At 63.4% G+C, this 26,408-nt stretch carries 15 protein-coding genes; 10 read left to right on the plus strand and 5 right to left on the minus strand.

Annotated elements, in window-relative coordinates; translation table 11 throughout:
- Positions 1 to 2: 2 nt before the first annotated feature.
- Complete coding sequence (locus RAD16_RS32440; RefSeq protein WP_458161898.1) at positions 3 to 1,412, minus strand: AAA family ATPase; 1,410 nt, start codon at positions 1,410 to 1,412, stop codon at positions 3 to 5.
- 187 nt (positions 1,413 to 1,599) lie between these two features.
- Here RAD16_RS32440 and RAD16_RS32445 point away from each other — a divergent pair, with 187 nt between their 5' ends.
- The 9 genes from RAD16_RS32445 to RAD16_RS32485 all read left to right on the plus strand — a co-directional run bounded on the left by RAD16_RS32445 (position 1,600) and on the right by RAD16_RS32485 (position 18,353).
- The gene (locus RAD16_RS32445) at positions 1,600 to 1,980 is read left to right on the plus strand and encodes a hypothetical protein (protein ID WP_458161899.1); all 381 of its coding nucleotides are present in this window, start codon (positions 1,600 to 1,602) and stop codon (positions 1,978 to 1,980) included.
- Between the two features lie 413 nt (positions 1,981 to 2,393).
- Positions 2,394 to 2,849 (plus strand): hypothetical protein, encoded by a 456-nt coding sequence (locus tag RAD16_RS32450; RefSeq protein ID WP_458161900.1) that lies wholly within the window; start codon positions 2,394 to 2,396, stop codon positions 2,847 to 2,849.
- Between the two features lie 224 nt (positions 2,850 to 3,073).
- Positions 3,074 to 4,234 (plus strand): DNA cytosine methyltransferase, encoded by a 1,161-nt coding sequence (locus RAD16_RS32455; protein ID WP_458161901.1) that lies wholly within the window; start codon positions 3,074 to 3,076, stop codon positions 4,232 to 4,234.
- A 209-nt stretch (positions 4,235 to 4,443) separates the two neighbouring features.
- On the plus strand, positions 4,444 to 8,481 hold the full coding sequence (locus RAD16_RS32460) for a hypothetical protein (protein WP_458161902.1): 4,038 nt from the start codon (positions 4,444 to 4,446) through the stop codon (positions 8,479 to 8,481).
- Positions 8,478 to 9,347: a hypothetical protein gene (locus RAD16_RS32465; protein WP_458161903.1), complete on the plus strand. Its 870-nt coding sequence runs from the start codon at positions 8,478 to 8,480 to the stop codon at positions 9,345 to 9,347. Before RAD16_RS32460 ends, RAD16_RS32465 begins: the two co-directional genes overlap by 4 nt.
- Positions 9,344 to 14,986, plus strand: a complete 5,643-nt coding sequence (locus RAD16_RS32470) for a DEAD/DEAH box helicase (protein WP_458161904.1) — start codon at positions 9,344 to 9,346, stop codon at positions 14,984 to 14,986. The genes RAD16_RS32465 and RAD16_RS32470 overlap by 4 nt, the downstream gene beginning before the upstream one ends.
- Before the next feature lie 2 nt (positions 14,987 to 14,988).
- Positions 14,989 to 16,122: a PD-(D/E)XK nuclease family protein gene (locus tag RAD16_RS32475; protein WP_458161965.1), complete on the plus strand. Its 1,134-nt coding sequence runs from the start codon at positions 14,989 to 14,991 to the stop codon at positions 16,120 to 16,122.
- Positions 16,123 to 16,155: 33 nt separating this feature from the next.
- A complete protein-coding gene (locus RAD16_RS32480; RefSeq protein ID WP_458161905.1) occupies positions 16,156 to 16,602 on the plus strand; it encodes a very short patch repair endonuclease in 447 nt (148 codons plus the stop codon).
- 1,148 nt (positions 16,603 to 17,750) lie between these two features.
- Positions 17,751 to 18,353 carry a hypothetical protein gene (locus tag RAD16_RS32485; RefSeq protein WP_458161906.1) on the plus strand — a complete coding sequence of 201 codons (603 nt, stop codon included), beginning with the start codon at positions 17,751 to 17,753 and terminating at the stop codon, positions 18,351 to 18,353.
- A gap of 596 nt (positions 18,354 to 18,949) precedes the next feature.
- On the opposite strand, the gene RAD16_RS32490 is transcribed toward RAD16_RS32485, so the two are convergent.
- The gene (locus RAD16_RS32490) at positions 18,950 to 20,425 is read right to left on the minus strand and encodes an AlbA family DNA-binding domain-containing protein (RefSeq protein ID WP_458161907.1); all 1,476 of its coding nucleotides are present in this window, start codon (positions 20,423 to 20,425) and stop codon (positions 18,950 to 18,952) included.
- Between the two features lie 701 nt (positions 20,426 to 21,126).
- Here RAD16_RS32490 and RAD16_RS32495 point away from each other — a divergent pair.
- Positions 21,127 to 22,605, plus strand: coding sequence for a serine/threonine-protein kinase (locus RAD16_RS32495; RefSeq protein ID WP_458161908.1), 1,479 nt, complete (start codon positions 21,127 to 21,129; stop codon positions 22,603 to 22,605).
- A gap of 164 nt (positions 22,606 to 22,769) precedes the next feature.
- On the opposite strand, the gene RAD16_RS32500 is transcribed toward RAD16_RS32495, so the two are convergent.
- From RAD16_RS32500 to RAD16_RS32510, 3 genes are all read right to left on the minus strand, one after another.
- Entirely contained in the window at positions 22,770 to 23,795 is a 1,026-nt protein-coding gene (locus tag RAD16_RS32500; RefSeq protein ID WP_458161909.1) for a DUF4238 domain-containing protein, read from the minus strand.
- Positions 23,795 to 24,742, minus strand: coding sequence for a hypothetical protein (locus RAD16_RS32505; protein ID WP_458161910.1), 948 nt, complete (start codon positions 24,740 to 24,742; stop codon positions 23,795 to 23,797). The genes RAD16_RS32500 and RAD16_RS32505 overlap by 1 nt, the downstream gene beginning before the upstream one ends.
- A 78-nt stretch (positions 24,743 to 24,820) precedes the next feature.
- On the minus strand, positions 24,821 to 26,356 hold the full coding sequence (locus tag RAD16_RS32510) for a hypothetical protein (protein WP_458161911.1): 1,536 nt from the start codon (positions 26,354 to 26,356) through the stop codon (positions 24,821 to 24,823).
- Between the last annotated feature and the right edge of the window lie 52 nt (positions 26,357 to 26,408).

The raw sequence follows: 26,408 nt of genomic DNA on the forward strand, positions 1-26,408 counted from the left end.
TGTTAGTGCCTCATTGCGTAGGCGTCGCGGGCTTCCAAGGTCGCGCGCACGATCTTCTGCAACGCGCGCATCGACATGCCGCGTGCCTGCCAGGCCTTCGCCATGACGGCCAGCTCGTCCGGAGCGAACGGCGCCACGCTTCCGGCCCATTCGTCGCCTTCCTCGATCAGCATGGCGTCGACGATCGACGCCGCTAGAAGCGGCAAATCGACGAGTGTGGGCGCTGGCACGCGCAGCATTCGGAACCGGTCTTTTAAGAAATCCGGTAGCACGGTGACGTCGTTGGCGGTGCAAATGTATGACACCATCCCGAGGTGAAGCTCGGCATCAAGCGAGGGATCGCGCGTACGTGACGCCGTCTCCCTGTCGGTCAGCCCCGCGAGCGCTTCCCATAGGGTGCCGTTCAATCCGCCTCTCGGCGAACCCTTGCAGAGCTCGTCAATCATCACCAAAGGATTAGCCGTGCGCGAAGCGAGTACCGCCCTTGCCGGCACGCTCGCCTCGGTGGACGACCAAGATTTTGACACCCCGGCGAAATGTGAATCATTTCCTGACGCGGCGGCATCCACGCGATGGACGTGTTGCTGGCCTCCCGACACGGCCTGCGCCAATTTGCGAATAAGACGCGACTTGCCGCACCCGGGGCTGCCCAAAAGAATCGTGTTGCGCAGTTTGATCGGTTCACCCTCGCGCAGATCCTTGAACAGCGCCTCGATCGCGGCCGAGGCGTGAGGAAACTCATACGACAACCGCTTCCGCGCCTCGTCGAGGTTGCGAGCGCAGACGAGCGGCAGCGGCTTGTCAAGAATCTCGTTGAATTGCTTGTTGCCGGCGTTCAGCTTCGTCGCCTTCGCCGCCGGCATCACGACCAGCATCGGCCCCGGGTACGGCGACCGAAACCACTTCGCCACGTCGGCCTCACGCGCCGGCATCTCAAAAGCGGGCTCCTTCTCGATCTCGCCCGCGAGCACGGCGGCTGCCACGGAGAACATCGAGCGCTTCTTCTCCTTGACGTAGCCGCCGGCGCCGGCTGCCCACCAGATGCGCAGGCGCTCACGGGCGTCGACGTCGTCCTCCAGGTCGGCGGCATCGAGGGCATATTGGAGCTGCGGCAGCACGGCCCTGAACGAAGGGGCATAGTTGGGCCTGCAGGTGAGCATCAACCAGGCCAGCGCCAGCTCGCCGGCTTCCCGGGCGCCGAGCGCATAGAGCTCGTCGACGGTCTTGCGGATCTCGTCCTGAACGACCTGGCGGTCGCCGCTGACGTCGAGCAGCCGCTGCGCCCGCGCCTGACCGAGCGTCTCCTCGGAAAGGTGGTGCATCAAGGCGAACGCATCGTCCCAGCGGCGGCAAAATAGCAGATTTAGGGCCGGATGAGGCTGGCGAGGTCTCGACGAATCCTTGCTGGTCATGCTATCCACGCGTACGAAGTTGCCATCATTGAATAACTTCGTTATAACAGTGTTATAACGAAATCAAGGGCTCGTCTGGTCTATGGTTAGCAAAGGGTTCCCACCAAAGAGAAAGCGCGGCCCTGTCGCGCGCGACGTCAACGACATTCGGCACAATCGGCTGACGCTACGTGCGCATGACGACCTGATGAAGTTGTTGTCGCTGAGAGCATCGGAGGCCGGCCTGTCGCGGTCGGCTTACATCGAGCGACTTCTGATCAATTGGCTAAGAGCGGACCCCCGCAACCCCAAGCTTGATAATATGGGCAAACGGGTTCCGACCTCCGGGCCAACGCCTTTCGACATGAGAACCTCTGAGCCGCTGCGTCTTGCCGAGCGTTGGCAGCGGTTTTCCCAGGCGCATGAGCTGATTTTCGGCCAGAACGCCCCTCGGGACTGGTTCGATGACGGAGATACGTATTGGCCAGCCGCCGTGGGCGGCCACCTGGAGCCCGACGATAGCGGCGACGATCCAGAAGAGGCAGAAGCTCGGCGCCTGGCGTCGAAGAAGCCGCGCCAGCGCTACTGAGATTCTAGACCCGCGCTTCGCGCCATATCGAAGGCTGCCCGGCATAGTCGGCGTCTCGCGGCGGCTCTTGGGATAGTTACTTTGGAGTTTTTCCGCTTGCCTGCGGTCATTACCACGATGCTAACGAGTGAGACTTGCAGCTTTCGCGCTCGGCAAAGCTCGCCCACTCTTTCGCAGGAACGGCACTGTCGGGGGCTCCGCACTCGAGCGCAGTTTCAGCATCGTTCACGCCGACCACGACCTCGAACCAGTATTGGACTGATCGATACATGCCTGGGGCAGTAACTGCGGAGCTCTGGCGCCGCGGATTGCGAAGCTACGGTGCTCTCCGTCGGATTGTTGACCCTTGCTGCGCTGGACGGGATAACAGACGCGAAGTGGGCCGGTCCGCCGACTTGAAGGGGAGATCACCGATGGCAAAGCTCAGGCGCAGACTGACCCAGGATGACATCGACCGGATCGCCGCGATGGACTCAGCCTGCGTGATCTACTTTCAGCGCGACCCAGACAGGCCGGACAATCGATTCTGCAAGGCCCGCAACCGTATGCCGATCGAGCTACGTCGCGCGCAGCAGCGAATGAGGACTGCGCGCTGGCGGGCTGACATGGACCGGCGCAAAGCGCCGACCATCGATGAGATCGGCCGGGCCCTGGTCGAAGCGCTGGTCACCAGCGACTCTGAAAGGCTGCTGAATCGGACTGGAGCTGAGTTCGATCTGGTCAAGAGGACACTGGTGACGTTGCAGGAACATGGTTACAGCGTGGAGGAGACGCTGAAGTCGCTCCGCCGTCGCCGCAACAGGCTGGTTCATTCTAGCGACCGCCGAGGCGAGGACACACAGTCGACCGACGGTGCCCTGTTGTTCTGATCGCTGGAAGACGACTACCTGCTCAGCGCTGTCTCGATAGGCACGCACGTCAAGGTGGCTAGAGTCTTTCGATTAACGCTTTCTATGCACTATGGGCTCGAGACGCGGCAGTCGCTATCGTCAAAGAAACGGTTCACAAGATCGGCCGTCTCATTGACACTGTTAGCGTTTGATTTGAGCGTACTGGGCTTTAAGCGCGTCATCCGACAGGAATTTTCGTGGCAATGCCGACCGCCGTCTCTCTCTTCAGTGGTGCAGGAGGCTTTTGCGAAGGCGTTCGCCTCGCGGGATTCAAACTCGCGTGCGCAGTCGAGATGGACGAGCACGCCGCGGGCACCCACAGTGCCAATTTCCCGAAGGTCCCCATGTTCAGGGGTGACATCTCGACGTTCCTCATCGATGCACAGCCGGGCGTTCCCAGCAGGCGCGAGCTTCTCGATGGAGAGGTCGACTTGGTGTTCGGCGGGCCGCCTTGCCAAGGCTTCAGCCAGATCGGTCCGCGAGATCTGAAGGACCCCCGAAATCTCCTCTATCTCGAATTCGCGAGAGTGCTGAAAACGCTCAAGCCCAAAGTCTTCGTGATGGAAAACGTGCCGAACATGGTCGCCATGAAGAACGGTCACTTCCGCGACCTCATCCTCTCCGCGCTGAAGGGCGCGGGCTACCGCAACACGATACTGACCACGCTGACCGCATCGGAATTTGGAGTGCCTCAGCATCGCCGGCGCGTCTTCTTCGTCGGCACCAGAGACGGCCTGGCGGCTCCAACCGATCTCGCGGAACGGTTCGAGCGCTATCTCGACGCCAGCCGAACCGAGCGCGAGACCACGGTCGCCGAAGCGATCTCCGATCTTCCCAAACGCGTCTCGCTCGACGATGGGCCGCTGCCCTATCCGAAACTTCGCAGGCGGACCTTGTCCGATTTCCAGCGCAGCATGCGGCTCGATCTCGAAAGCCCGCTGATCCCGAAGCAGTGGAAACGGGCAAACGTCGACGGAGCTCCGTCGCTATTCAATCACCACACCAAGGGCATCGAAAGCAGAAGGAAGCGCATCCTGCGGGCGCTCAAGCCTGGAATGTGCGGAGACTCGCTGCCGTCGGCGCTGTGGAGCGGCTCTCGTCCGTACAAGTGGCGAAGGCTGCATCCGAACGAGCCCTCCTACACGATCCTCGCGCAGATGCAGCGCGACCTGTCGGAATGGGTGCACCCCAAGCACGACCGCTGGATCACGGTACGCGAAGCGGCCAGACTGCAGTCGTTCCATGACGGATTCGTCTTCGTCGGCAGCGAAACTCAGCAACTCAAGCAGGTCGGGAATGCGGTGCCGCCTCTTCTTGGCCATGCCGTAGCGACGGCGGCGAAGAAGCTGCTGCGGGCAATGTAACGGCCATTGCCGCCGGTCTCGGGCCCACCGCCGATTCCGCGGCCGAACGAATCCTAAGGCGAACTTTCCTGGTACTTTGGATTCAGACAGCGGAAAATCGGTTGTGACGCGGTCTCGCACATGCCTAAAGTAGGCTCAATCCTACTGCTAAAAACAATCCGGCGGGGGCAAATGACAGAGGCTAAAAGGTAGCGGGTCGCTGGCTGCACATGATCGTCCTCGACCCACTACAGGCGCTTGCGCTCCGCAAGTCCGCTTCCGGTCCCGTCGGCGTGGCGGGGCGCCGCGGCACGGGCAGGTCCGTGCTGGCGAACGCGATCGCGTCGGAAACCGCCAGAGCCGGCAGGACCTGTCTTCTGATCGGGGCGAGCGAGGTACTTGAACGGCCCCTCGGCTTCGCCATCGTCCGCGAGATCCACCGGGTTCTCGCGGAGCGGGCGCAGATCAGTCACGTCTCCGGCGATTCCGCTGCTACGCCGGTGGCACCCGCGAGCGCAATCGAGGCACGGGCCAGAACCAGTCCCGACGCCGCGCGCGCGGCGATACTCATCCTCGAGAAGGCGCGGGCACTGGCTCGAACCCACAATCTGACGGCCGGCGAAATCGAGAGCAGTGCCGCGGCGAACCGCGGTCATTCAGCCGCCACGTTGAATTCGCTGTCGCTCGCCGCTCAGGACGCGGCCAGGGTCGCCGACGTGCTGTGGACGGGTAATGCCCGGGCCGGCAGGACGTTAAGGGACGTCGGCGAAGCCCTCGCAGGCCGGGCAATCGAAGTGCCGCCCGACGACGAGGCGATGGACCTGATTCGGGCCGGCGACGCGGAGTACAAGACCGGCATCGCCAAGATCGTCTCCGATCAGAAGGAAGCCGACCTGGAGCGAGCCGTTTCGAAAGCGGTAGCCAGCCTCCTGCGTCCGCGGTCGACCGACCGGAGCTTGGCGGACTACCAAAAACATGCGGCCTTCATGGCTCATACGATCAGCACCGCCATTTCGCTGATCAGACGGCACGGGAATTTCAAGGCCGCACTCGCCGCGAGCAGCGGAAGCGATGCCGCGAAGGCGATCGAATACTTCATGCGGATGAAACCGGACCAGGGGGCGGTAACGGCGGTCAGAACGTTCGAAGCGGCGCTGCAGGACTATAGGCAAGACAGCGCCCTGCTGGAGCCGTTCGTCGCCGAGTACGGCAGCCGGCCGCTCGCCAGCTTCGGTGCCGCAGCGTCGCGGCAAACCGGTACGGCCGTACCGGATGTCGCGCGGCTCGTCCAGTTGCTCCGGGAAGCACGGTACGCGGCCCGTCACCTGCCTGGACATCTCGGATTGCTGCGCGCATCGATGTCCAAACCCGCGTTCGAAAGGTTGCTCAACTCGCCGATCGAGGAGGCCTCTACCGCGCTTGGCGCGGCCGGCGGGATGTTGGAGCCGCGCGCCAAGGCGGCCGACGAAGCCAGACAGCTTCGTGATCTGTTCGCGAGCACGGGCTTCGGTGACATGCTCAACGCTCCCGAGGACTTCGCCCGGCAAATCGAGCAGGCTTCCCTCGCGGTCCCGGCGGCCGAGCCGGCGTCCGGACCATCCTACAGCCCCGGTGTCCTCGACCTGCTGCTCGATCTGACGTCATTGTCCGAGCGTCCCGCGGATGAGCGATGGCCTGCAGCGGTGCGGCGGGCGCGGACCGCTTCCGATGCGCTCGCAGCCTTCGCTCAAAACCGGTTCGACGTCGTCGTGATCGACGATGCCTCCGGATTTCCTGCCGACACGCTGGCGCAAATCAAACGCTTCCGGCCTACCGTGCACCTGCTCGGCATCGCCGAGGACGACGGGACGATTTCGCTCGAGATTCCGCACCGGCAGACCGATCCAGAAGTCGCCGCCGCCGCGTCCGGCGAACCGAACCGCTGGCTCGGAGAGCCAGACGGCTTCGGCGTGCTGGTCCGCGAGGACGAAGGGCTGGACGCGGGCGGACTTTCAGCCGCAGCAGAGCGTCTGGCCGCCGAACTTCGGCGGGAAGGCTGCAGCGCGTCCGCATCCGGCAGTGAGGCGGCCGGTGTCGTGGTCGCCGCTTTCGACAAACTGCACGATGCGGATCTCGCCGACATCGCTCAGAGAGCCGCCCACGGCGTCGTGATCCTGTGCCGCAAGGATCTCCGGTCAGCTTCGAGCCCTGCAGAGCCGCCCCAAAGCGCCGATGCCCGAGCGGCACAGTCGCTGGGCTGGAAGATCTCGCGCGGGGCGACCGAGGGCATTGTCCTGGACAAAGACGGCCGCACCGCCGTGCTCGTCGAGGAGAAAGCGCACATCTCTGCTCATGACGAGACTGTCGCCGACGTTTCCCAGCGTCTGAAAGCGCTGGGCTGGGATCCGGTCGTTTCATGGAGTGGGACCGAGCGCGGCCCTGAGGACTTGTCCCGACTGCTTGCCGCACACTCTCGTCCGCTTGCGCCGAACCGCTTCAGAAGCCTTGCGGAAGCATTCGACCTTCGCGGTCCGCCTCCTGACGGCGGAGGCCACGGTCCGGACTTCGACGAGCGCGGCGACGCCGAGCCAGAAGCTACCGAGGTTGGCGAAGCCCCGCACCATGAAGCCGGCGCGGGCATCACGACCGAAATTCCTGAGGTTTGGATTCCTGACCTTGCTGCCGCTGGCGATCGCGGCGAGACGGCTGTTGGCGCTCCGGCACCTGCCGAAGACGCCTCCGTCGAAGCGGCAGTCAGCCAGCCGGATTCGCAAGCCATTCCGCCGCAGAGTTCACCAGAGACAGAGCCGCCGACGTCCTCCGAAGACGATTTGTCCGGCGCGGCCGAGCCAGCAGATGATTATTCTGCTCGCGAAGAAGCTGCACCCGAAGAGCACACGGCCGGCCACTCTTCGGACGCGCCGAATGCCGATGCCGCCCCGTCCGAACCACAGGGAGGCAATGAAGACACAGGGCCGCGTCCGCGGGCGGTCTTCCGCGACCGGCGCGGTGCGCGCAGACAGATCCCGCCGCGGGAAGAAGCCGAGCCGCGGCGCGAGCGGCGGGCATCGTCACGCCTTCGCCAGGCGGAAGCCAAGCTGCGTCTCATGGTTGATCCCATCAGAAAGCGCATCGCGCTCGCCGCCATCTTGCAAAGACCCGAGGGCTTTCCCGATCGTATCCGGATCGGCGGAGAGGACGTGCAGAACTTCGACGACTCGCGCTACGACGACTTCGATCTAGATTGGACCCCCGGACTTCTCGATGGCGAGATTCGTTTTTCGGACGAGACGCAAAAGCTGGAGTGGGTCCGCAGCGCGCGGCCTTTTCATCTGTTCACTGGCGCGCCGGGCGAACCGGATCTGATTTCGGTCTCCTCGGCGCCTCTTGGCAACCGCTGTACGATCGTGTGCCGAGAAAGGCATGCCGCCGACATCGAAGCTACCGCGACAGAAGCGGGATCTTCCGCGCCAGTGCGGCTGTCGGGCTTCGAGGGTCTGCCTTCCGGATGGACCGTGCTCGACGGCTACGTGCCGGTGCGGGCCCTCGTTTCACCACCGGAGTGGCTCAGACCGCTCGATCCCGGCGCGGAAATGACGATCGTGCTCGACGGCGGCTTTGAAATCAAAACCGCGGTCTATGCGGAAGGCGAACCGCCGCTAATCCGTATCGACGGAATGCCGTCGAACTGCGAAGTCTTTATCGACGGTTCGCCGGCGCAGATGCGGGCCGACAGAAGCTGGAGCGCGCCCGGCTGGGATAAGCCGGGACCGCACCTCATCGACATCGTTCCGGGAAAGTCGCTCACCTACCACATCATGCCGGATCCCGCGCATCGTGACGGCTGGAAGCGGTGGACCGCCCATACTTCGCTTGCTCCCGCGCTCTCCGGAGCGGCGGCGATCTGCGGCGCCATGGTCTATTCGCCGGACGGCAGGACCGTGCTCGCGACCGAAGCGGCTTCGAGCGTCACGGCCCTCGGCGCACGCCATGAGATCAAGATGCTACCGGTCCGGCAGGATGCGCCCGCGGCGATCGCGGCGCTGTCCTTCGAGCCGCTGTTCGCGGTCCTGTCGTCCGGTGGGCGGAGGGAGCAAAGCAGGATTCTGGTATTAGACTTTCCGCAGGCCGCGTCGGAGCGGCAGCCCCAGAAGCTCGACGCCCGCTGGGCATTCATCGTCAGAAACATGGCCGCGCGGCGCGTCCCAGTCCGGCCGGAGACACCGGCTGCGAAAGCCGCCTGGCGGTCCGCCACCCAGGAAGCTCGCCGCCGGAAACGTGCTCGATGACCGATCGCCTGCTCGAGTGGATCTCGTACCGCGAAAGCGGGCGTCTGAACGATCTTCCTTCCGAACTGGTCCCCGACCGCCGGCCGTACCGGGTTATGGAGGATCTCGCCGTGCTCGGCCATATCGAACTCGATGGGGACCGCTGGCACGTCGCACCGCCGGTACTGGCCGCACTCGGCGAAGACTCGGAGAATAGCGCGACAGCGGTCCTGTGCGGCGCCAGGACCCGAGGTCTGACCGGCCGCCTCTCGAAAGTCTGCGCCAAGTACGGCGCCGAAATGCATTCAGTAGCACAGACCGAGCGTCCCGAGTGCACGCTGGTGACGGCCGCGACGAGCTCGCTTCTCTGCACGATAGCCGCGGAAGCGGCCTTGAACTGGCAGCGGGACGCCGCCTTCACGCTACTGGCAAGTCTTCCGGCGATCGCCACTTGGCCGCGGAAGCCGTGCGAGATGGTGGCCGGAAAAGTGGAAGAGGTGAGGAGGTTTTCCAAGTCGAGCCTGCGCTGGATGGACTCTTCGCTCGACGAAGCGCGCGATGCCTTACGTGGACTGTTCCAGATCAAGCGCGACTGGAATTCAATCGTACTCTTGAAGGACGGCAAGGACTCGCAGTCAGAGATCGATGCGGCCGCCGGCCGCCTCGCCGTGGTCGCAGGCGCCAGAAAGCTTCACCTAGATCTCAAGACCCGGTCGTTGCGCATGCCCGCCGCGCTGAGGCCACCGACGCTAATCACCCGTTCACTCGCGCTCTGCTCGGGCATGCTGCCGGAATTCGGACGCGAAAGACGCGAGCTCACTTTTCGCGGAATATCGCACCGCACCGCGCACCTCGCCATCTCGATTACCGGATTGAAGTTAGCATGACCGATACAGCAGCCATCTTTCGCGGACTCAAGGACGCGTATCTTCGGTACTTCGACAGCCCGTTCGATCTCCGGTTCGACGAACTGGTCAATGAGCGCCGCGAGCTCCTCGACCGCGATGGCGTCCTCTATCGCGAACCGCTCATCGAGCCGCAGCCACCGTACGCTGGAAGCCAGCAGAACATCGTCCAGGCAGCGCAGTCCGCGCTGGGCGGCGCGGCCGGATGGCCGGCGCAGGTCATCGCCGATCTCGGCCAGTTCGCGGGGAACGGCCTGTTCCTCTCCAGAACCCCCACGCCGATCGAACTCTACCGCCACCAGGTCGAGATGCTTCGCATCTCCGCGGCGGAAGGACGCGACGCGGTCATCCTCACCGGCACCGGTTCGGGGAAGACGGAGTCGATCTATCTGCCAGTCTTCGCCTCGCTCATCCGCGAGTCGGCGCGCTGGCCCGCCATTCCCGCCGCGCCCCAGAACGACTGGTGGAATATGCCTCCCGCTCCTGGATCGGGGCGGCGGCTGCATCACACGCGCATCGGCCAGCGCGACCATGAACAGGGTGCGCGCCTCCCCGGGATGAGGGCGCTCGTCATGTATCCCCTGAACGCGCTGGCCGAAGACCAGATGACCCGGCTTCGCCAGTCTCTGGACAGCGATGCGATCCGAGGATGGCTGTCGGCGAACCGCCCCGGAAATCGCTTCTGGTTCGGCCGCTACATCGGGTCCACGCCGGTCTCGGGCCGCCCGACGAGCAGCGAAGCGGAAACGAGCCTACGTACCGAGATGAAGCGCCTCTCCGACACCGCGAACGCGGTCGCCGGCACCGATGCCGAGCGCTTCTTTCCACGCCTCGACGGTGGAGAGATGTGGAGCCGGTGGGACATGCAGGATGCGACGCCCGACATCCTGGTGACGAACTATAGCATGCTGAACATCATGCTGATGCGCGATGTTGAGACGCCGATCTTCGACGCGACGCGCGCTTGGCTCGAAGACGACGAGTCGAACGTCTTCCATCTCGTCGTCGACGAACTTCATGCCTACCGCGGTACACCCGGCACCGAAGTCGCCTACATCCTGAGGGTTCTTCTGGACCGGATCGGCCTCCATCCGGATCATCCTCAGCTTCGTATCCTCGCATCCAGCGCGTCGCTGGGATCGGACGAGGCTCGCGCGCAGGAATATCTGCGGCAGTTCTTCGGCAGGTCCACGCCGTTCGAGCTCATCCGTGGCGGCGCCGTGCCGATCGCGGCCGGAGCGCGGGAAAGCCTGCGAAATCTCGGCGGCCCGTTCCGCCAGCTCGGCCTGGCGATCGAAGCGAACGATTCCGCGGCGATCAACGCGGCCGTCGATGCGTTGAGCGCGGGTGCAGGCGCCGCGCCTCCGGACGCGGCGCTGCCGATCGAGCGGCGGCTGGGCGAAGCCCTCAGTTCGGCCGGCGCGGCCGAAGCCGTCAGGGCGGCTTGCAACAGCGGTACCGACGACGACCCCGTGGTGCGGCCGCTGACGCCTGGCGCGATCGGCGAGGCGCTTTTCCCTGAGATCTCCTCGGACGAAGCCGCCTCGGCAGGACAAGGACTGGTGTCGTCCCTGGCACGGGCGAGAAGCTCGGGAGACGCCCCCCTACTTCCGCTGCGGACGCATGTCTTCTTCAGGAACGTGCAGGGCATCTGGGCATGCACGAATCCGAACTGCACCGAGGTGGCGCGGACGGAGCCCGACATCCTGGTCGGCCGGCTCTTCGACCGACCAGCGACGACCTGCCCTTGCGGATCGCGCGTCCTCGAGATGCTTTATTGCGAACCGTGCGGCGACGTCTTCCTCGGCGGGCACCGGCGCGAGCTCAGGCCCAATGTGTGGTCGCTCGTTCCGGACGATCCAAACATTGAAAAGGCGCCCGACCATTCCGCGAGCGACCGGAGCTATTCCAACTACGCCGTGTACTGGCCCGCCCGCACCGCGACCAGACTTCAAGGCCCTCAGAACGACACCTGGACGCAGGAGAACGTCCGGCGGACCTGGAGGCGCGCCAACTACGACCACCGGACTGGGGAGATCCAGCTTGCGCGCAATTCCGCCTCAACGACAGGGTGGCTCTACTACGTGCCGCAGCTACATCAGCAGCCGATTCCCGCGGCGGCGCAGAGTGCGCAGTCGGCGCAAAACGACAGGCCCGCAGTTTGCCCGAGATGCGAGGCGAACTGGAGCCAACTGGCGAGCGCTGCGCCGATACGGACGCAGCGCACCGGTTTCCAGAAGACGGCGCAAGTTCTGACGGACGCGCTATTGCGCGAGATCGCACCTGTCCCTCGCGGTGCGGCCGAGGCCACCGAGGATTCCAGGCGCAAGCTCGTCCTCTTTTCCGACAGCCGGCAAGACGCCGCGAAGCTTGCCGTCGGGGTGGCGAAGTCGCACTGGCTCGACGCAATGCGCCAGGTCCTGGTCGAAGGCGTTAGCGAAGAGGCGGCTGCGATCCTCGCGTTCGAGCGGAGGACGAGACGGGAGAATCTTACGCCCGAAGAGGAAACGCTCGCCAACCGGTTCGGATCCGCGCGGCCCGATGCCGCGTATGCGATCTTGGCGGCCGCCAACGGGCAAGGAGCGATGCCGTCGGCAGTCGGTGGAATGACGCAGCAGCAGTTCGCCGACCTGCTGCTCGCCCAGGCGCGCAGCGGCATCCTGCCGATTCAGAGCCTTCAGGCCCAGGCGCAAAGACGGCTGCTTGCGACCGGAATGAATCCCGGCGGTGTCGATAGAAGCGTGACATGGACGAACCCGCAGACGCATGAGGGCGAGTGGCCGCGGCTGCTTGACTGGCAGCTCGTTCCGCCCGGCTTCCGAGCCAACCTGTCTCCGGACGAACGCGCCCATCAGAACAGAATCGAAAACGCGGAGCGCGAAGCGATCGCGGAATCTGTCTTTTCTGGCGGGCGCCGCGATTTCGAATCGCTGAAGCTTGGCGTGGTTACCTTCAATCCGATGTTTCGGCCGCCTGCCGGCGACCCGATCCTCGAGGAAGCAGCCGATAGCTGCATCCGGGTGCTCGGAAAACGCCGGCGGATCACCACGCACCGGGCGACGGACCGGGACCCTCGGCTGCCGAAGTATGCACGGGACTATCTCGCCGCGGTGGCGGACCTGAATGGGCGCGATCCCCAAGCGTTTGAACAGGACGTCACCGGCATACTTACGCGCTCGGGCGTGCTGAACCAGGGCATCCTCGAATACGATCGCCTCTTCGCGAGAGGCCCGGGCGAGACATATTTCCAGTGCGACCGCTGTTCGCGTGTCCACCTGCACCACAGCGGAGGTATCTGCTCGAACTGCGAAGCCCGCCTCGGGCAGCCGCGGCGCATCGCGGACGACGACGCGAACGATGAACTCGACTACTATAGCTGGCTCGCGACGCGGGCAGGTCCCGTCTTCCGCCTGAACTGCGCCGAGATGACCGGACAGACCGACAAGATCGTCGCCCGGGACCGCCAACGTCTTTTTCAGAACGTCAACGTCGGAAACGAGCACGGGCTCACTGAAAATCTGGATCTGCTCAGCGTCACGACCACGATGGAAGCCGGCGTCGACATCGGCTCGCTGCTCGCGGCGATGATGGCGAACATGCCGCCGATGCGGTTCAACTACCAGCAGCGCGTCGGACGCGCCGGACGGCGCGGAGCCGCCGTATCGATCGCGCTGACGCTGTGCCGCGGGCGAAGCCACGACGACTACTACTTCCAGCGGCCCGACCGCATTACCTCCGATCCGCCGCCGCCTCCCTACGTCGACACCAATCGCCTGCAGATACTTCGGCGCGTTCTCAGCAAGGAGGTGCTGCGCGCGGCCTTTGCCGAACTTCGGCTTTTTGTGGGCTCCGGCGGCGACAGCGTGCACGGCGAATTCGGACTCGCCGCGGCTTGGACGCAGCTTCCGGACACGATGCCGGCCGGGTATACGGGAAACACGGTCGCGGACATCGTTCAGGAATGGATTGACCGGCACCCCGCCGAAGTGGAGCACGCGTGCGACCTGCTCTTGACGGGTACGGTTCTGGCGACGAACCCAACATCGCGCGTCGAGGCCTTAAATTTCGTGCGCAACGATCTCGTTCAGCAGGTCACGCTGGCGAGCCAAAACCCTACACTGATTCAGGACGGGCTCAGCGAAAGGCTGGCGAACCGCGGGATCCTGCCCATGTTCGGCTTCCCGACCAGAGCGCGGAATCTTTATCACGGAAGTCCGCGAGGCTGGCCGCCGCGTGACGTGATCGACCGAGATCTCGAACTCGCCGTCAGCATGTTCGCTCCCGGAGCTGAGACCGTGAAGGAGCGCGCGATCCATACGGCGATCGGCGTGACGCACTACTCGAGGCAGGGACAGCGCGCCGTTGAAGACGCCGATCCGCTGGGTCCGTCGATCCCGGTGGCCGTCTGCGGCAACTGCCAGCACGTCGAGACGGTTAATCCGGGGGGCCCGGCCTGCCCCACGTGCGCGGCTGTCGCCGGAAACGGAGAGGGCGAATACCGCGCCCTCGATCTTCGCCAACCCAAAGGATTCTACAGTTCTTCGCGGTGGGCCCGCGACTACGACGGCTCGTTCGATTTCGTGCCTCGGGCCGCGCGGCCGAAGGTCGGGCGCCCTCCGTTCGCGATCAACCCTCATCTCAATTTCCAGGTCGGCGCCGGTGTCGGAAGCCTCTACGTTATCAATGACAACGGGGGCGACCTCTACCATCTGGCGAGGGTCTGGCCCAATTCGCAGGCGAAGATCGATATCGCCGCCGCGGAGGCTGCCGATGCGAAATTCGCCGCCTCGGTCGGGAGCCGCAATCCTCCGCTGCGGTTGGCGCCCCTCGAGAATCCGGTCGCCTGCGCGCTGGCGGCGATCAGCGACACCGATATGCTGCTGCTCGGCATCCTGGACTACGGTGCCGGCCGCGGTGCCGATCCCCGCACTCCTCAGGGACGCGCGGCGCTCTACTCGCTGGCCTTCATGCTCCGGCGTGCAGCCGCGGTGCTGCTGGACATCCACGACTACGAACTAAAATCGGGCATCCGCAGCGTCGAGGATCCCGCCGCGGGAGTGACCGGGCAGATCTTCCTGTCGGACACGCTCGAGAACGGCGCCGGATACGCCACCTATCTGGGCCAGCCTGTCGAGGCCGAATATCTGCTGCGGCTCATCTGCGAGCCCGGATACAACGGATTCTACGAAACTCTGGCAGGCAGCCGCCACGCCGACGCCTGCGATACGTCCTGTCCTGACTGTCTGCGAAGCTACAGCAACCTCCAGTATCACAACCTTCTCGATTGGAGGCTCGCGGTCGATCTCGCGTCGCTCGCGCTCGATGCGGCCGCTCCGATCTCTCTTTCGTCGCCCAGATGGGCACGCGTGGCGAACATCGCGGCGGTCACCCTGCTCGGCGCACGGCCGGGCTACAGACAGTTGACGATCGCGGGGCTGCCGGCCATCACCAACGGCACCGACGTCAAGATCGTGACCCACCCGCTCTGGCTGACCGACCGGAACAACCTGGGACCCGATCTGGCAAGCGCCTGGGACGAGGCCGAGCGCGTCCACGGCCTTCGCATAGATCCCGGCCAGTCATTCGTTTCGGTGTTCGAGGCGCTGCGGCGCCCGCTTTGACCATGCCCGCGGCGCTCTCGATACGGCCGCTGGCGACGACCAGCCCCTCGCTCGGAAACGAAATGAGGATCTGCCCGCTGCGCGCCGGCCTCGCCTCCTGCCGCGAGGCGGACGAATGGGTGCTACACGACCCCAGGCTTTGGCTGGGGACGGCGCTGCATGCCCTCCTCGAAAGAACCAGGCACGAAGGAATCGCCGATATCGAGGGCGCATGGGACGGCGAAATCGCCAAGCTCGTTCAGCGGATCGGATCTCATCAGTTCGACCGGCGGTTCTCCGATCCGACCCGCTGGCCTGCCTACTATTTGACGAGGCAGCGAGCGCTCAGTTCGGCGGCAAAGCTGAACTCGGCGGCGAAACCTTCGTCCGGCAGCGTGCAGGCGCCGTCGCGGTCCGGCACCGAGCGGAGACTGACCGCACGCGGCGGCCGCCTGGTCGGACGTCCCGACCGCTTCGACAGAACCACGGTGACGGACATCAAGTCGAACCTGCCGGACCGCGCGACACCTCTCGGCATCGAATTGTTCGGCCGGCACCGGCGCCAAATCCTAATATACGCCGCGATCATCGCCGAGAGCCTCGGCTTCTGGCCGAACAAGGGCATCATCGCCGGCGCGTCGGGCGAGACCATCGAGTTTGGGCTCGCGCCGGCCGAATGCGATGCGGAAGCCGACGCCGCGATCGCGGATCTCGACGCGTGGAACGGTGCGCTATCGTCCGCGGCGCGTGCTGCGGACCTCGCGAGTCCATCGGAAACCTCCTGCGGGTCATGCCGCTTCCAGCTTGTATGTCCTGCATTCTGGGAGTGGCTCGCACGGCGAAGTCCGAACGGCGCCGTAATAGAAGCGCCCGTTGCCGTCAGCGGCCAAGTGAATTCGGTACAGCTCGGCAACGATGGAGATCTGCAGACCGTCACTCTGGCAGGGGCCGTTTCGACGGTGCCGGGGATGACCACCGCAAGCGTAGTGACCCGCCGTTCCATTCACGGAGCGTTGCCGGCGAGCAGCGTAAGCTCCGGCTGCAGAATCGTCGGAGCGGGCATGCGGCGCGACGGGCGTCTCATCGCCGACTGGGCGACGCTCCTGGTACCTTCGGATCGCGTCCCGGCGATCGGCATCAGCCTTGCTGGGGCTTGAATCGGCTCGCAGCCTAGGACACCGATCGTTTAGATGGCCAAACTCCGTAAGCTTCTCCCTCGGCACAAACGGGCGGCCCTAAGCCGGGGCGAATCCATGTCCCGGATCCGGTCTACGAACACGGCTCCGGAGCGCGTCGTCAGGCAGCTCCTTTCTGTCGCCGGGATCAAATACCGGCTGAACGTCCGCGATCTTCCGGGCAAGCCCGATTTTGCGAACAAGACCCGCAAGTTTGCGATCTTCGTTCACGGATGCTTCTGGCACTCCCACGAAGGCTGCGCGCTGGCGTCCGACCCCAAATCAAACCGCGGATACTGGCGGCCGAAGCTGGACAGGACGAAGGCTCGCGATCTCGAGCACGTAAGGCGGCTGAAAGAGCTTGGCTACCGGGTGCTCATCGTCTGGGAATGCTCGTCACGCAAGCCGGAGCTGGCGGCTCGAGAAATCGCCGAATTCTTCAAATTTCTTGACCAGAGCTAACGTCCCAGCTCCTTGGCCGAACGAGGGCGAGGTCCGCTCGTTCAAGGCGAGCAAAAGGAGCGCCTCTCACAATTCCGCGGCCAAGGGCGTGGTGACCGAGCGGCGGTCGCCTGCGACGTCGTCGGGGGAAAAGGCCCTTAGAATGGCGGCTAGAGCGATCCTCGCGGCCGCCACCGCCGCGGCTCCAGCGACCCATTTTCTTCGACGAGAGCACGGTCGTAGGACGGCAAGGGCCACCGAAGTCAACTCTCGGCCGATCATGGGAAGAGCGGCCGGCTCTCGGCCGAGATTGCGCTGATCTGATCTGGCGGAAAGATTGCCGGTCAATGGGCCTTCTAGCGTTCGCGGCAAAGTTGAGCCTCGCAGCCCGCGACGACGACACTGGCGTCGGCGGAAACGTGAGGGCGGTGGCTGCGCCTGCGGATGAGTCCGTGGTCGGGCGCAATTATTTTGACACGTGAGAGCGGCGGCGGCGCCTGCGGATGAGTCCGTGGTCGGGCGCAATTATTTTGACACGTGAGAGCGGCGGCGGCGCCTGCGGATGAGTCCGTGGTCGGGCGCAATTATTTTGACACGTGAGAGCGGCGGCGGTGCCGGCAGATGAGTCCGTGGTCGGGCGCAATTATTTTGACACGTGAGAGCGGCGGCGGCGCCTGCGGATGAGTCCGTGGTCGGGCGCAATTATTTCGACACGTGAGAGCGGCGGCGGTGCCGGCAGATGAGTCCGTGGTCGGGCGCAATTATTTTGACACGTGAGAGCGGCGGCGGTGCCGGCAGAGGAGTCCGTGGTCGGGCGCAATTATTTTGACACGTGAGAGCGGCGGCGGTGCCGGCAGATGAGTCCGCGGGCGGGCGCGATTATTTTGACACGTGCGGGCGGATTAGTCCGTTTTCAGAAGCGTAGCTCCTGAAATATCTAACGGGCGGCCGATGGTGTCCGTCGGCTTGACTGTGCCGGTTCGAGCGAATGACACTCTTTCGCTCCAAGCTAGTCGAGATGGATCAAGTAAACTTCGTAGATCAGAGGCGCTTATGGACCAATTGTCCCCGCTATCCACCGCCATTTCCGGATAAGGCAGGTCGACGCTCGATTGATGAGCGCCTATGCGGCCGATATTTACAGCAGGTGGCGTACGAACGGAGTAGAGATGAGCGATCTTTTGCCAAGCGAGCGGGATTTCCCCGAGTTGCTCGACGTCGAATGCGACTTCGCCGATGATGATGTCTCGGTCATCGTCTGCCCCATCTCTTTGGACGGAGAGATTTTCCCCGAGCCTCTCGACGTCGATTACGACGCGTTTGATCACGACTCCGTCGCTATTTGTCCTATTCCTCTCGAAGACGAAATCAAAGGCCTCGAACGGCTCGACAAATGCGACAGTCCCGATCGAGCCGACCGCGGCGGAGCCGGCCACGGCGAAGCCGACGGGTTGTCGGACGCTGAGAAGGCCGCTGGAATCACGACGGCAGACTACATCGACGCCAAGCCATTCTTGGACGACTACCTCAAGCGGTCTCCCCGGGAGCTTTTCTTCACTATGGTGAACCTGACCTATGGCCCACGCTGGCAGTACCCGCTGGCCAGGGCGAAAGTCCGCTCGCAGGGGCATCTTAACGCGATCGCGCATGGCCGCACCGTGACGGATAACCTTATTCAGAAAACCCTGCTCATTTCCCTAGCCCAGATCAGGCAAGACGAGGAGCGGCTCGCTCGCGCGAAAGCCGTCATCATCGAGACCCTGGGCCGATAGCAGCTCGTTCCCGGCGCTGCAGCAAGCGTCCCGGCAGCAGTCTTTGAGGGAAAGTTTGCCGAATCTGAGGGAAACTCAAAAATGATATTCGAGAATTCGCTTTGCTGTCAGAGGCTTGAGACATTCGACGAATCTTACGAATCTATGAATACAGGGCGCCGGCTCAAGTTTCCCTCAACGCGGGTTACCGAAACTGAGGGAATGCGAGCAAAACCTGAGGGAATCTCGGTACTCACTCTCATCGGGCACGGTCTTAAGTTTCCCGTTGATGATGACCCAGTGTGAAGTCGCAATGGTCCCCGGACGGGTTATCGGCGCGCCGCCGTCGACAAAAACTTCGGTAAGAACGGTGTCGAGATACGTCGCGGCGATTCTTCGTCAGTGGAGGCTGTCGCCTCCGGGAGCTATGTCTCCGCCGACGACGAGAGATTGATTAAGTGGCCGTTCGGTGAGCCGCGGCCCTGTCCCGTGGTCGAAGGCAATTGTTTCGAAACGTCCGAGGGCGCGGCGCCCCGGCGGATTCGTCCGCGTTGAGCGCAATTATTTTGAAACTGTGAGGCGGCAAAAATAATTGCATCGCCATTGTGCAGGATCGTCTACTCGCTCACCGAGCGCAACAACTCGTCCAGGCGGCAGGCGGCCCTGTAGATGGAGCCTCGACGATTACTGCTCCGGGAGTCGGCTCCCTGGGCCCGATCGAGGGACTTTAGGAGCGCCTGCCGGATCGCATCGAGGTCCTTCGGTTTGACCGTCGTAGGCAGCGCCTGCACGGCTGCCGCGAAGACGACGTCCTGGTCGATATCAGATGGCGGAGATATCTCCCCGCGCACAAGCTTCGCGCGCAGGGCTTCGGCCTTCCCGGTCGATTGACGGAAGGCCGCATTTTTCCCTGCGATTCTGTCGACGAGTGCATCCCGGTAGGAGGGGTATGTCGTGACCTGCCTGCGCAGATCTTCGGCGACCCCGGTGGCCGTCAGGTTCGTTTGATCGATGTAAAACCAGACGGGGAGCCACTTGCGCTGGCAGTGCGCCTGGTAATGGATGTACTGCATGGGTTCGGCGACCTTCTCGTTGCGCAGGAAATTGCGAACGACGGCGTCCGGGGTCACGTTATCGCGGATGATGCGCGTCCGTTCCCGCTCTGCTTCCGACACCGGCTCGACGTCGCCGATGAGCCGGAGCGCGGGCTTACCTTTGGTTTGGCTGAAATCGCCCTCCCGGACGAATTGGATGTTCGGAAGGAGGGACTTGTCGATGACGAACTTGCCGCTGGTGCCGGCGACCTCGCCAGAGTCGAGATCGATCGTGGCCTCCTTGCCCGTCGCGACCCGTCCCATCCGTGCGCTGAATGCTGCAATGGCTCGTTGTTCCCGTGCGGCGATGATTTGACGCAGCTCTCCCGGTTTGATCAGCCGAGTTTCGCCGACATAGCGGAAGTAGATGCCCCCTTCTTTGACGTCTTGGCCGACGTTCTTGATCGCCACTATCGGACCATGATCGTGCTTTTCGACGTATAGGACGCCGACCGATTTGCCCGCGAGTTCGATGGTGGCTTTCGTGACGTAAGGGACCGGATCTAGAGAACTCGCGAGGACCCTGTTGATGACCCCGACGTCGCATTTTGCGAACGTCTCGTCCGCAAGTCCATCCGCTTGGAAGCTTCCGTCCGTGACTCCGAAGAGCAAGTAACCTCCCTTGTTGTTTGCGAGACCCGCAATGGCCCGCAGCGATTTAGAGAAGCTATCCGCGGGCTGCACCCTAAAACTGGCCTTGCATTCGGTTCGGTCCGTTTCGCCGCCGGCAAGCCGCCATGTTCCGGCATCCCGGACGAACATCGATCGCAGAATTTTCATGTCTACAGGGGAGGGGACCGGCGGGGGCTTGGACACGGAATCTTCCCAGGCCGACAGGAAGGCTTCCAGTTCTTCCGGAAGTGCTTCCTCGACCGATGCGCCGTACTTCTCCTTCTTGATCTGAGTGATCCTGCCCGGACTGATCAGACGATCCGGCTTGTTGAAGTAGAAGTGGATGGCGTCGTTCCGCCACCCTTTCCGAAGCATCGCCTTGACCAACGTATCTCTGTGTCGGACAGGTTCCTTTGCTTGCGCATTCTCTTTCCAGACTTGCTCGAAAATGGTGACCTAGCGAACGTTCAACGAGAGCGGGAGTCCAGCCCGCGTAGTCGCCTTCCACAAGAATGCGAAGATAACTGTCATCGAAGTTCAAGCCCTCGGCCATCCGGCCTTGATCGCCTGTTGATGGCATCGACGAAGACCCGGATTCGGGCGCGCCGGTCCGCGTCGTGTCGATCCTTGCTCTGGCCAGAAGGTGCCTCTCGACGCCGCGCCAGGCCAGCGCTCTCGAGATCAGCCGGATGGGCGACGACGTTCGCCACGATCTTCAAAGTGCCATCCGGAGGGGGCCACTGCAGCTCCACCGGATCGCTCTATTCCGAGGTGCCGCCTCCGCCGCTGCGGGCTGAGCCGACACCGCCTCGCTACCGAAAATTTGGTGGCGCCAAGCCAAGGGAAACTGCTCGGGCAGTCGATTACGCCGACGTCAGCCCGTCTTGGTCGTGATCGGGTTGGTCCGAGCACGCCAAGCTGCGCCGCCCGTGGTACAGGGCCATTCCGCGGGGTGCTTGTGCACATTAGCAGCCCTATCTCCCCGTTATGGCCGGGCCCACTGCGGCAAATCGTTTCGTCGGTCCCATAGCGCGGTGCGCTAGAGACATTACATCGTTTGCCGAGCCGGCTAGAGGTTGAGATTGCACATGGCGAACGACGAATACGGGAAATGGGAGATAGTGGATGGCATCTCCGAGGGCGGCCAAGCGCACGTTTACCGCGTAAAGGATCGGACCGGTGTCGAGCAGGGCATTTTCGCGCTTAAGCGCCTGAAGAACGGGGATCGGATTGATCGCTTCAGGAACGAAGTCGAGGCCGTCGCCGCGCTCAAGCACCCGAACGTCGTGCCCTTGATCGACAAGTCGGCCTTGCACGATCCGGTCGGCAAGAAGGACCGCAGATATCTGGTCATGCCTCTTGCCGAGGGCGGAAGCTTGGACGACGCCGCGCGCTTCAAAGGTGATGTGAGACGGACGCTTGGCGTGGCGCGACACATCGCGGCCGGCCTAGCGGCGGCGCACACGAATACGCCGCGGATCGTCCACCGCGACGTCAAACCTGGCAACGTGCTGTTTCCGAAAAGGGACGCCGACGACGTCTGGGTCTCTGACTTCGGCATCTGCCTAATCGACGACGACCGGCCTCGCCAGACAGAGGACTGCGAAAGAGCAGGTCCGGCAATGTTCATGGCTCCAGAGCTCGAAGGCGGGGGCCCGCTCGACGTCGGTCCGGAGGCGGACGTCTATTCGCTGGGTAAGGTCATTTTTTTCATGCTGTCCGGCGGGACGATCTTGCCCAGGGAGCGACTGAATGAATCGCCTTATCGCGAAGTTCTGGAGGGCGACGGCCTCGGCCGCCTGAACTCCCTGCTTTCCGGAATGATTCGGCGCGATCCCAAGATGCGGATCCAGACGATGGCCGAAGTCATCGAACATCTCGATTCGATACTCGCAGGAATGGACGGAGCCGGCACGCATCCGGAGGCGGACGAGGCTTCCGAAAGGCTCATGAAGACCGAAGCCGAGCAAGATGCCAGGACCGCCGCGCGCCGGGCGGCGAACGACGAGTGGGATATCGCGCACGCGAACGCCCGCCGCGTGCTGGTGGATACGATCAGGGATCAGCTACAGAACTTGGTTCGCGATCGTGGCGAACCAGGCAAGGCCACGTTTCAAGTCGCAGTGGCGGCCGCTTCAGGAAAGCAAATTTTCGCGCCATTTGCCGTCGGCCTTACCGATACCGTCGAAGTGGTCCGGAGCCGCAACGACGGGGACAAACGTGCGTGGGTAATGACGTTTCATATTTACTGGCGTTCCCACTCCGACAAGAACGGCAGGGTCGGATTCTTCGCGGGGATCGACGTGCGAGAATACGATGGCCGACCGGTCGTCAGATGCCGCAGCTTGGTCGGCCGGAATCCGATGAGCAAAGGTTTCAGGTTGACGTCAACGGAGCCGCTGCTGTCCGAGCAGCAGCCCGACGCCTGGCTTGCTTTGGACGCGGAAATCAGGAAAGCGGTCTCGGAGCTTTTTGCCGCCTTCCTCGATGCGGTCGGCAAGGGAACTTCGATCTTTGTCGAGGCCACGCTCTCAGAAAAATCAGCGCGTGGCCGACCGAGGCGTTGACGCGTTCGGTTCTCCCGTCATCGGAAGAATGCCACGTCATTCCGACTGTCAGGCGGAAGTCGTGAAGGCAGACAAGCGCAGGTCGCTATTCCGTGTCACGCACACGGATCTGCAATAGATACGACGATGTCGCCGTCGGGTTCAGCCAGAGGCGAAACGTTGGTCTAGCCGTCAACGTACGGTGCGAGACAAGCCGCCGACCGCGCAAAGACCTGCTTGTGCGCGGCGCGCACGACCATCACGTTGAGCGCCGTCGCCTGCTCGCCGGTGAGACCGGTGGCCGGAAAGAGCGGCTCTTCGTCCACGTCCGCCATAAGCAGCGCCGCCGTCGGCGAGATCGGATAGTAGATCGACAGCCTGTCCGTCGGAGCGGGACGCGTGCTCTTCAGATTGATGGCCGGCTGGTCGCCGGTGACAAATGGCACCTCGGAGCGGTTCTCGACGACGATGAGCTTCCGCCTCTTGCGCTCGACGTACAGGCTTCCGCCGATGTTCGTCGCGGTGATGTGGATCACGATATTCCAGACGCGTTCGAGGGAGGGACTTAATTCGAGCGTGCGCTCCTTGATGCCGCGCGTTCGCATGTACTGCGTGCAGAGGAAGTTGAGGAACGTGATGCACTGCGCGTCGTCAGCGTAGAAGCCGAGGTCGCCGGCGAGCGCCCGTTCCAGCGCCGGCGCGAACGAAGACTCGATGCTCGCGTGATAGTCCTCGAGCACGTTCGACGCGAGGTCGTCGAGCTGCGCTTCGATCTTCGGCCAGTTCGGGCTTCCCCGAAACCGCTCCGCCAGTTCGAACGGCGCGACCAGCATACCGACTAGGTTCCCGTGCGTCCGGACCGCCGACGGCCGTCCTTGCCCGAAGAGCATCTTGAGCAGCGCCAGATCCTGAGGCGTGAGCCGCTGCAGCTTGTAGAAGTCGGTCTGCACGGCAAGCACGCGCGTGCCGCTCGGAAAGACGCGACCGTCCTGCAGACAGAACATGCCCCCATTCGTGGTCCAGGGACGGAGATAGTTCTGCCAGACGTGGTGGTGGCGGCGCTTGGGCCGTTGAGGCGCGTTCATGTCGGACCGGGAGTGTTCGATCGGTCGTCGAGCGACCGTACGCTCAGAGCTGCCGGAAAAAGCCGGCGAAACAGGGGCTAGACGACGGAAATCGACCGGCCGTACTCTTTTAGGCCTGCGGCCCATCAATCCTTCGAAAGAACGCGCGCGCAGTAGTCGCACATCCGGTCGCTGTCGGGGGAGACGTTGAACGGCGTCAGAGGCTCCGAGCACATCTCGCACTTCGACAGGCCGTCCTCGCAGAACGCGCACGCGTTCTCGTCCCCCGCCATGACGTACGTTCCGAAGCCGCACGCCCGGCATACGCCCAACGGCGGAGCGTCCCCGTCGGCGGCCGCCGCGTAGAGATCGGCGCCGAAATAGTCGTTGAGCGAAGCCTCGAACAGGCGTCCGGCTGCGATCTCCGCACCACATTGCCGGCACCTCGCTTCTAGATCGGTCGGCTCCGTCGAGGAGTCTTCGGCAAGCTGGACCAGATGGGAGCGGCAGGAGGGACACGTCTTGACGGCCGCGGCCATCGATGCGGAGGTCCACGGCACGTCGCCGAACGAGCCTTGGCACTGCGCGAATTCCTTGTCGTACAGATTCTTGGCCTCGAGCATCGTGTTCCAGCATTCCGCCAGATGTTTGTGGGGCCGTTCGCCCAGCAGGTCGAACAGGTCGACGACGACCGGAAACGCCTGCGAGATCGCCTCGCGCACGCTCTGATGGCTGGCCGAGGTGTAATTGTGCTCGGCCTCGTTTCGGATCCGGTTGAGGTTGCGGAGCGCGGTGTTGTCGATCGCGAGACCGAACGATTTGAAGCGTTGGCCGATCTCGTTGAAGTCGATCGTCCTCTCACTCGGGACCAGCACAAGGCCGCCCTTGCCGTCGGGCTTGGGCTTGTACGACGCCGCTAGGACCAGCGCGGGATCCGCTTCGGGGAGCTGCTTGACGAGCGCGGCCTTCGCCATCAGCAGCGTCCCCGCGTAGAAGTTGCGCACAGCCGACAGCGAGCGCTTTGGATCATTCGCCTGGTAGTCCTCGAGACCGAGCTGGAGCGATTTGACCGCGTTCAGAAAGAGTTCGTTCATCTGCGCAACTATGCCTCGACGCGGCCCGAGTCAACGCGGCGACGCGTGGTGTTCAGCTTCTTGCGCTGCGCCATAGCGTCAGTCCTCGGAGCCAGCTATACGCTTCCACTCGCCGTCGCCATCGATGAATTGCGTGAGACGGCGAATGACGCACATCAGCTCCACAAGCTGCACCCCATCGAGATTGCGTGCATGCATCGTGGGCCTTCGAAGGGCGACGAGAGCTTGAAGATCATGGGTCAAACGCTCTCGATTCGGGAATACATGCCCGAACGCTCCGTCCCAGTTGTCCTTGCGAAGCAAGATGCCGGTCAAATCGCCGAGGTCTAGATAACAAATCAACTCTTCGTCGCGCTCGCCGTTTGCCATCGCTGCGGCGCGGTTGCCACGTGCTTTATCGCGCATTTTCTCGTCGACGCGCTGCTTGAACCATCGCGGGCCGGCGAGTGCCGCGAGTTTTTGGGCGATCATAAGCCTTAAGGTCCGTTCAAACCGATCGACGGCTTGGAATGCATCGGTTTGGAAGTTGGCCGACCGAATTTGCATGGACATCCCACCGATCTCGAACGTCGCGACGGATGTCTCCCCATCGGAGATTCCGCCGGCGAGGCCGCTTTCGATCGTCACGGCGACCACCGTCTCAGGCGTCGCATCGATCAAGCCGGCGTCCACTTCGGCCTCGGCGTAGTAGCCTCGACGGTGATCGGGGTCGTGCCAGAAACGATCTGGCAGATCAGGACGAGTGTACCATTCTCCGAAAAGGCGGGCATAGGCCGCGTTCGTCGTTCCGGCGCTAAAGCCCAGCAGATCCGCCGAACCCGCAAGCGCCGCCACCTTCAACCGCGTGTCCGCCAATCCCGACGCAAAGCCGATGTCCGCAACGGTTCCCGTACCGAAGCCTGACACATAATTTACAACGCCTCGAATCTTATCGAGCTCGGCGATCTTGGCGGAAGTTCCCGTCAGGCCTGCAAGCGCGTTCGTGTTCGAAAGTTGAAGCGCCCACCTATCCGTGCGCCCTAAGGCAATCGTTGTGTCTTGATATCGCGCAAGCTCGCGGGCGATCGGCGAATCCGCGTAATCCCGAAGCGCTCGAGCTGCAGGCGAATCTGAGAGATCGCGCAGCATCCGAGCGGTCGGCGAATCCGCGAACTCCCTCAAAACCTTGGCTGCGGGCGAATCCACCCAGTCCTGGAGAGCGCGCGCGGCCGGCGACTCGGCGTAGTCCCGGAACGCCTTTGCTGCAGGTGAAACAGCGTAGTCGCGCATCATCTTTGCGGTCGGCGAATCTGCATAGTCGCGCAAGGCTCGGGCCGTCGGCGATTCCAGATGATCACGCATCATCCGAGCGACGGGCGAGTCCGCGTAATCACGCAGGGCGCGTATCGCCGGTGAGTCAAAGGCGCGCACCAACTGTGTCGCGCTCTGGACCTGCTCCCGCATCGGATCGGCCGCCGCGGTCGCCAAATCTAGGTATGGCTTATGCTTTTCCGGGAGCGCAGTAGCCTCGGGGACCTCCTTCAGCTCTTCGACGGCCGAAATGTCTTCCGAACGTTGCGGTTCGGGGTCCGCAGGATCGAAATCGATTCCGGAGGGTGACTTTGTATCGTTCATTGTTGGTCCTGAGCGGTGAGACAAGTCGTTCTAGTCGGCGGGAGAAAATTTG

It is taken from the genome of Bradyrhizobium sp. 18BD (genome assembly GCF_054185225.1).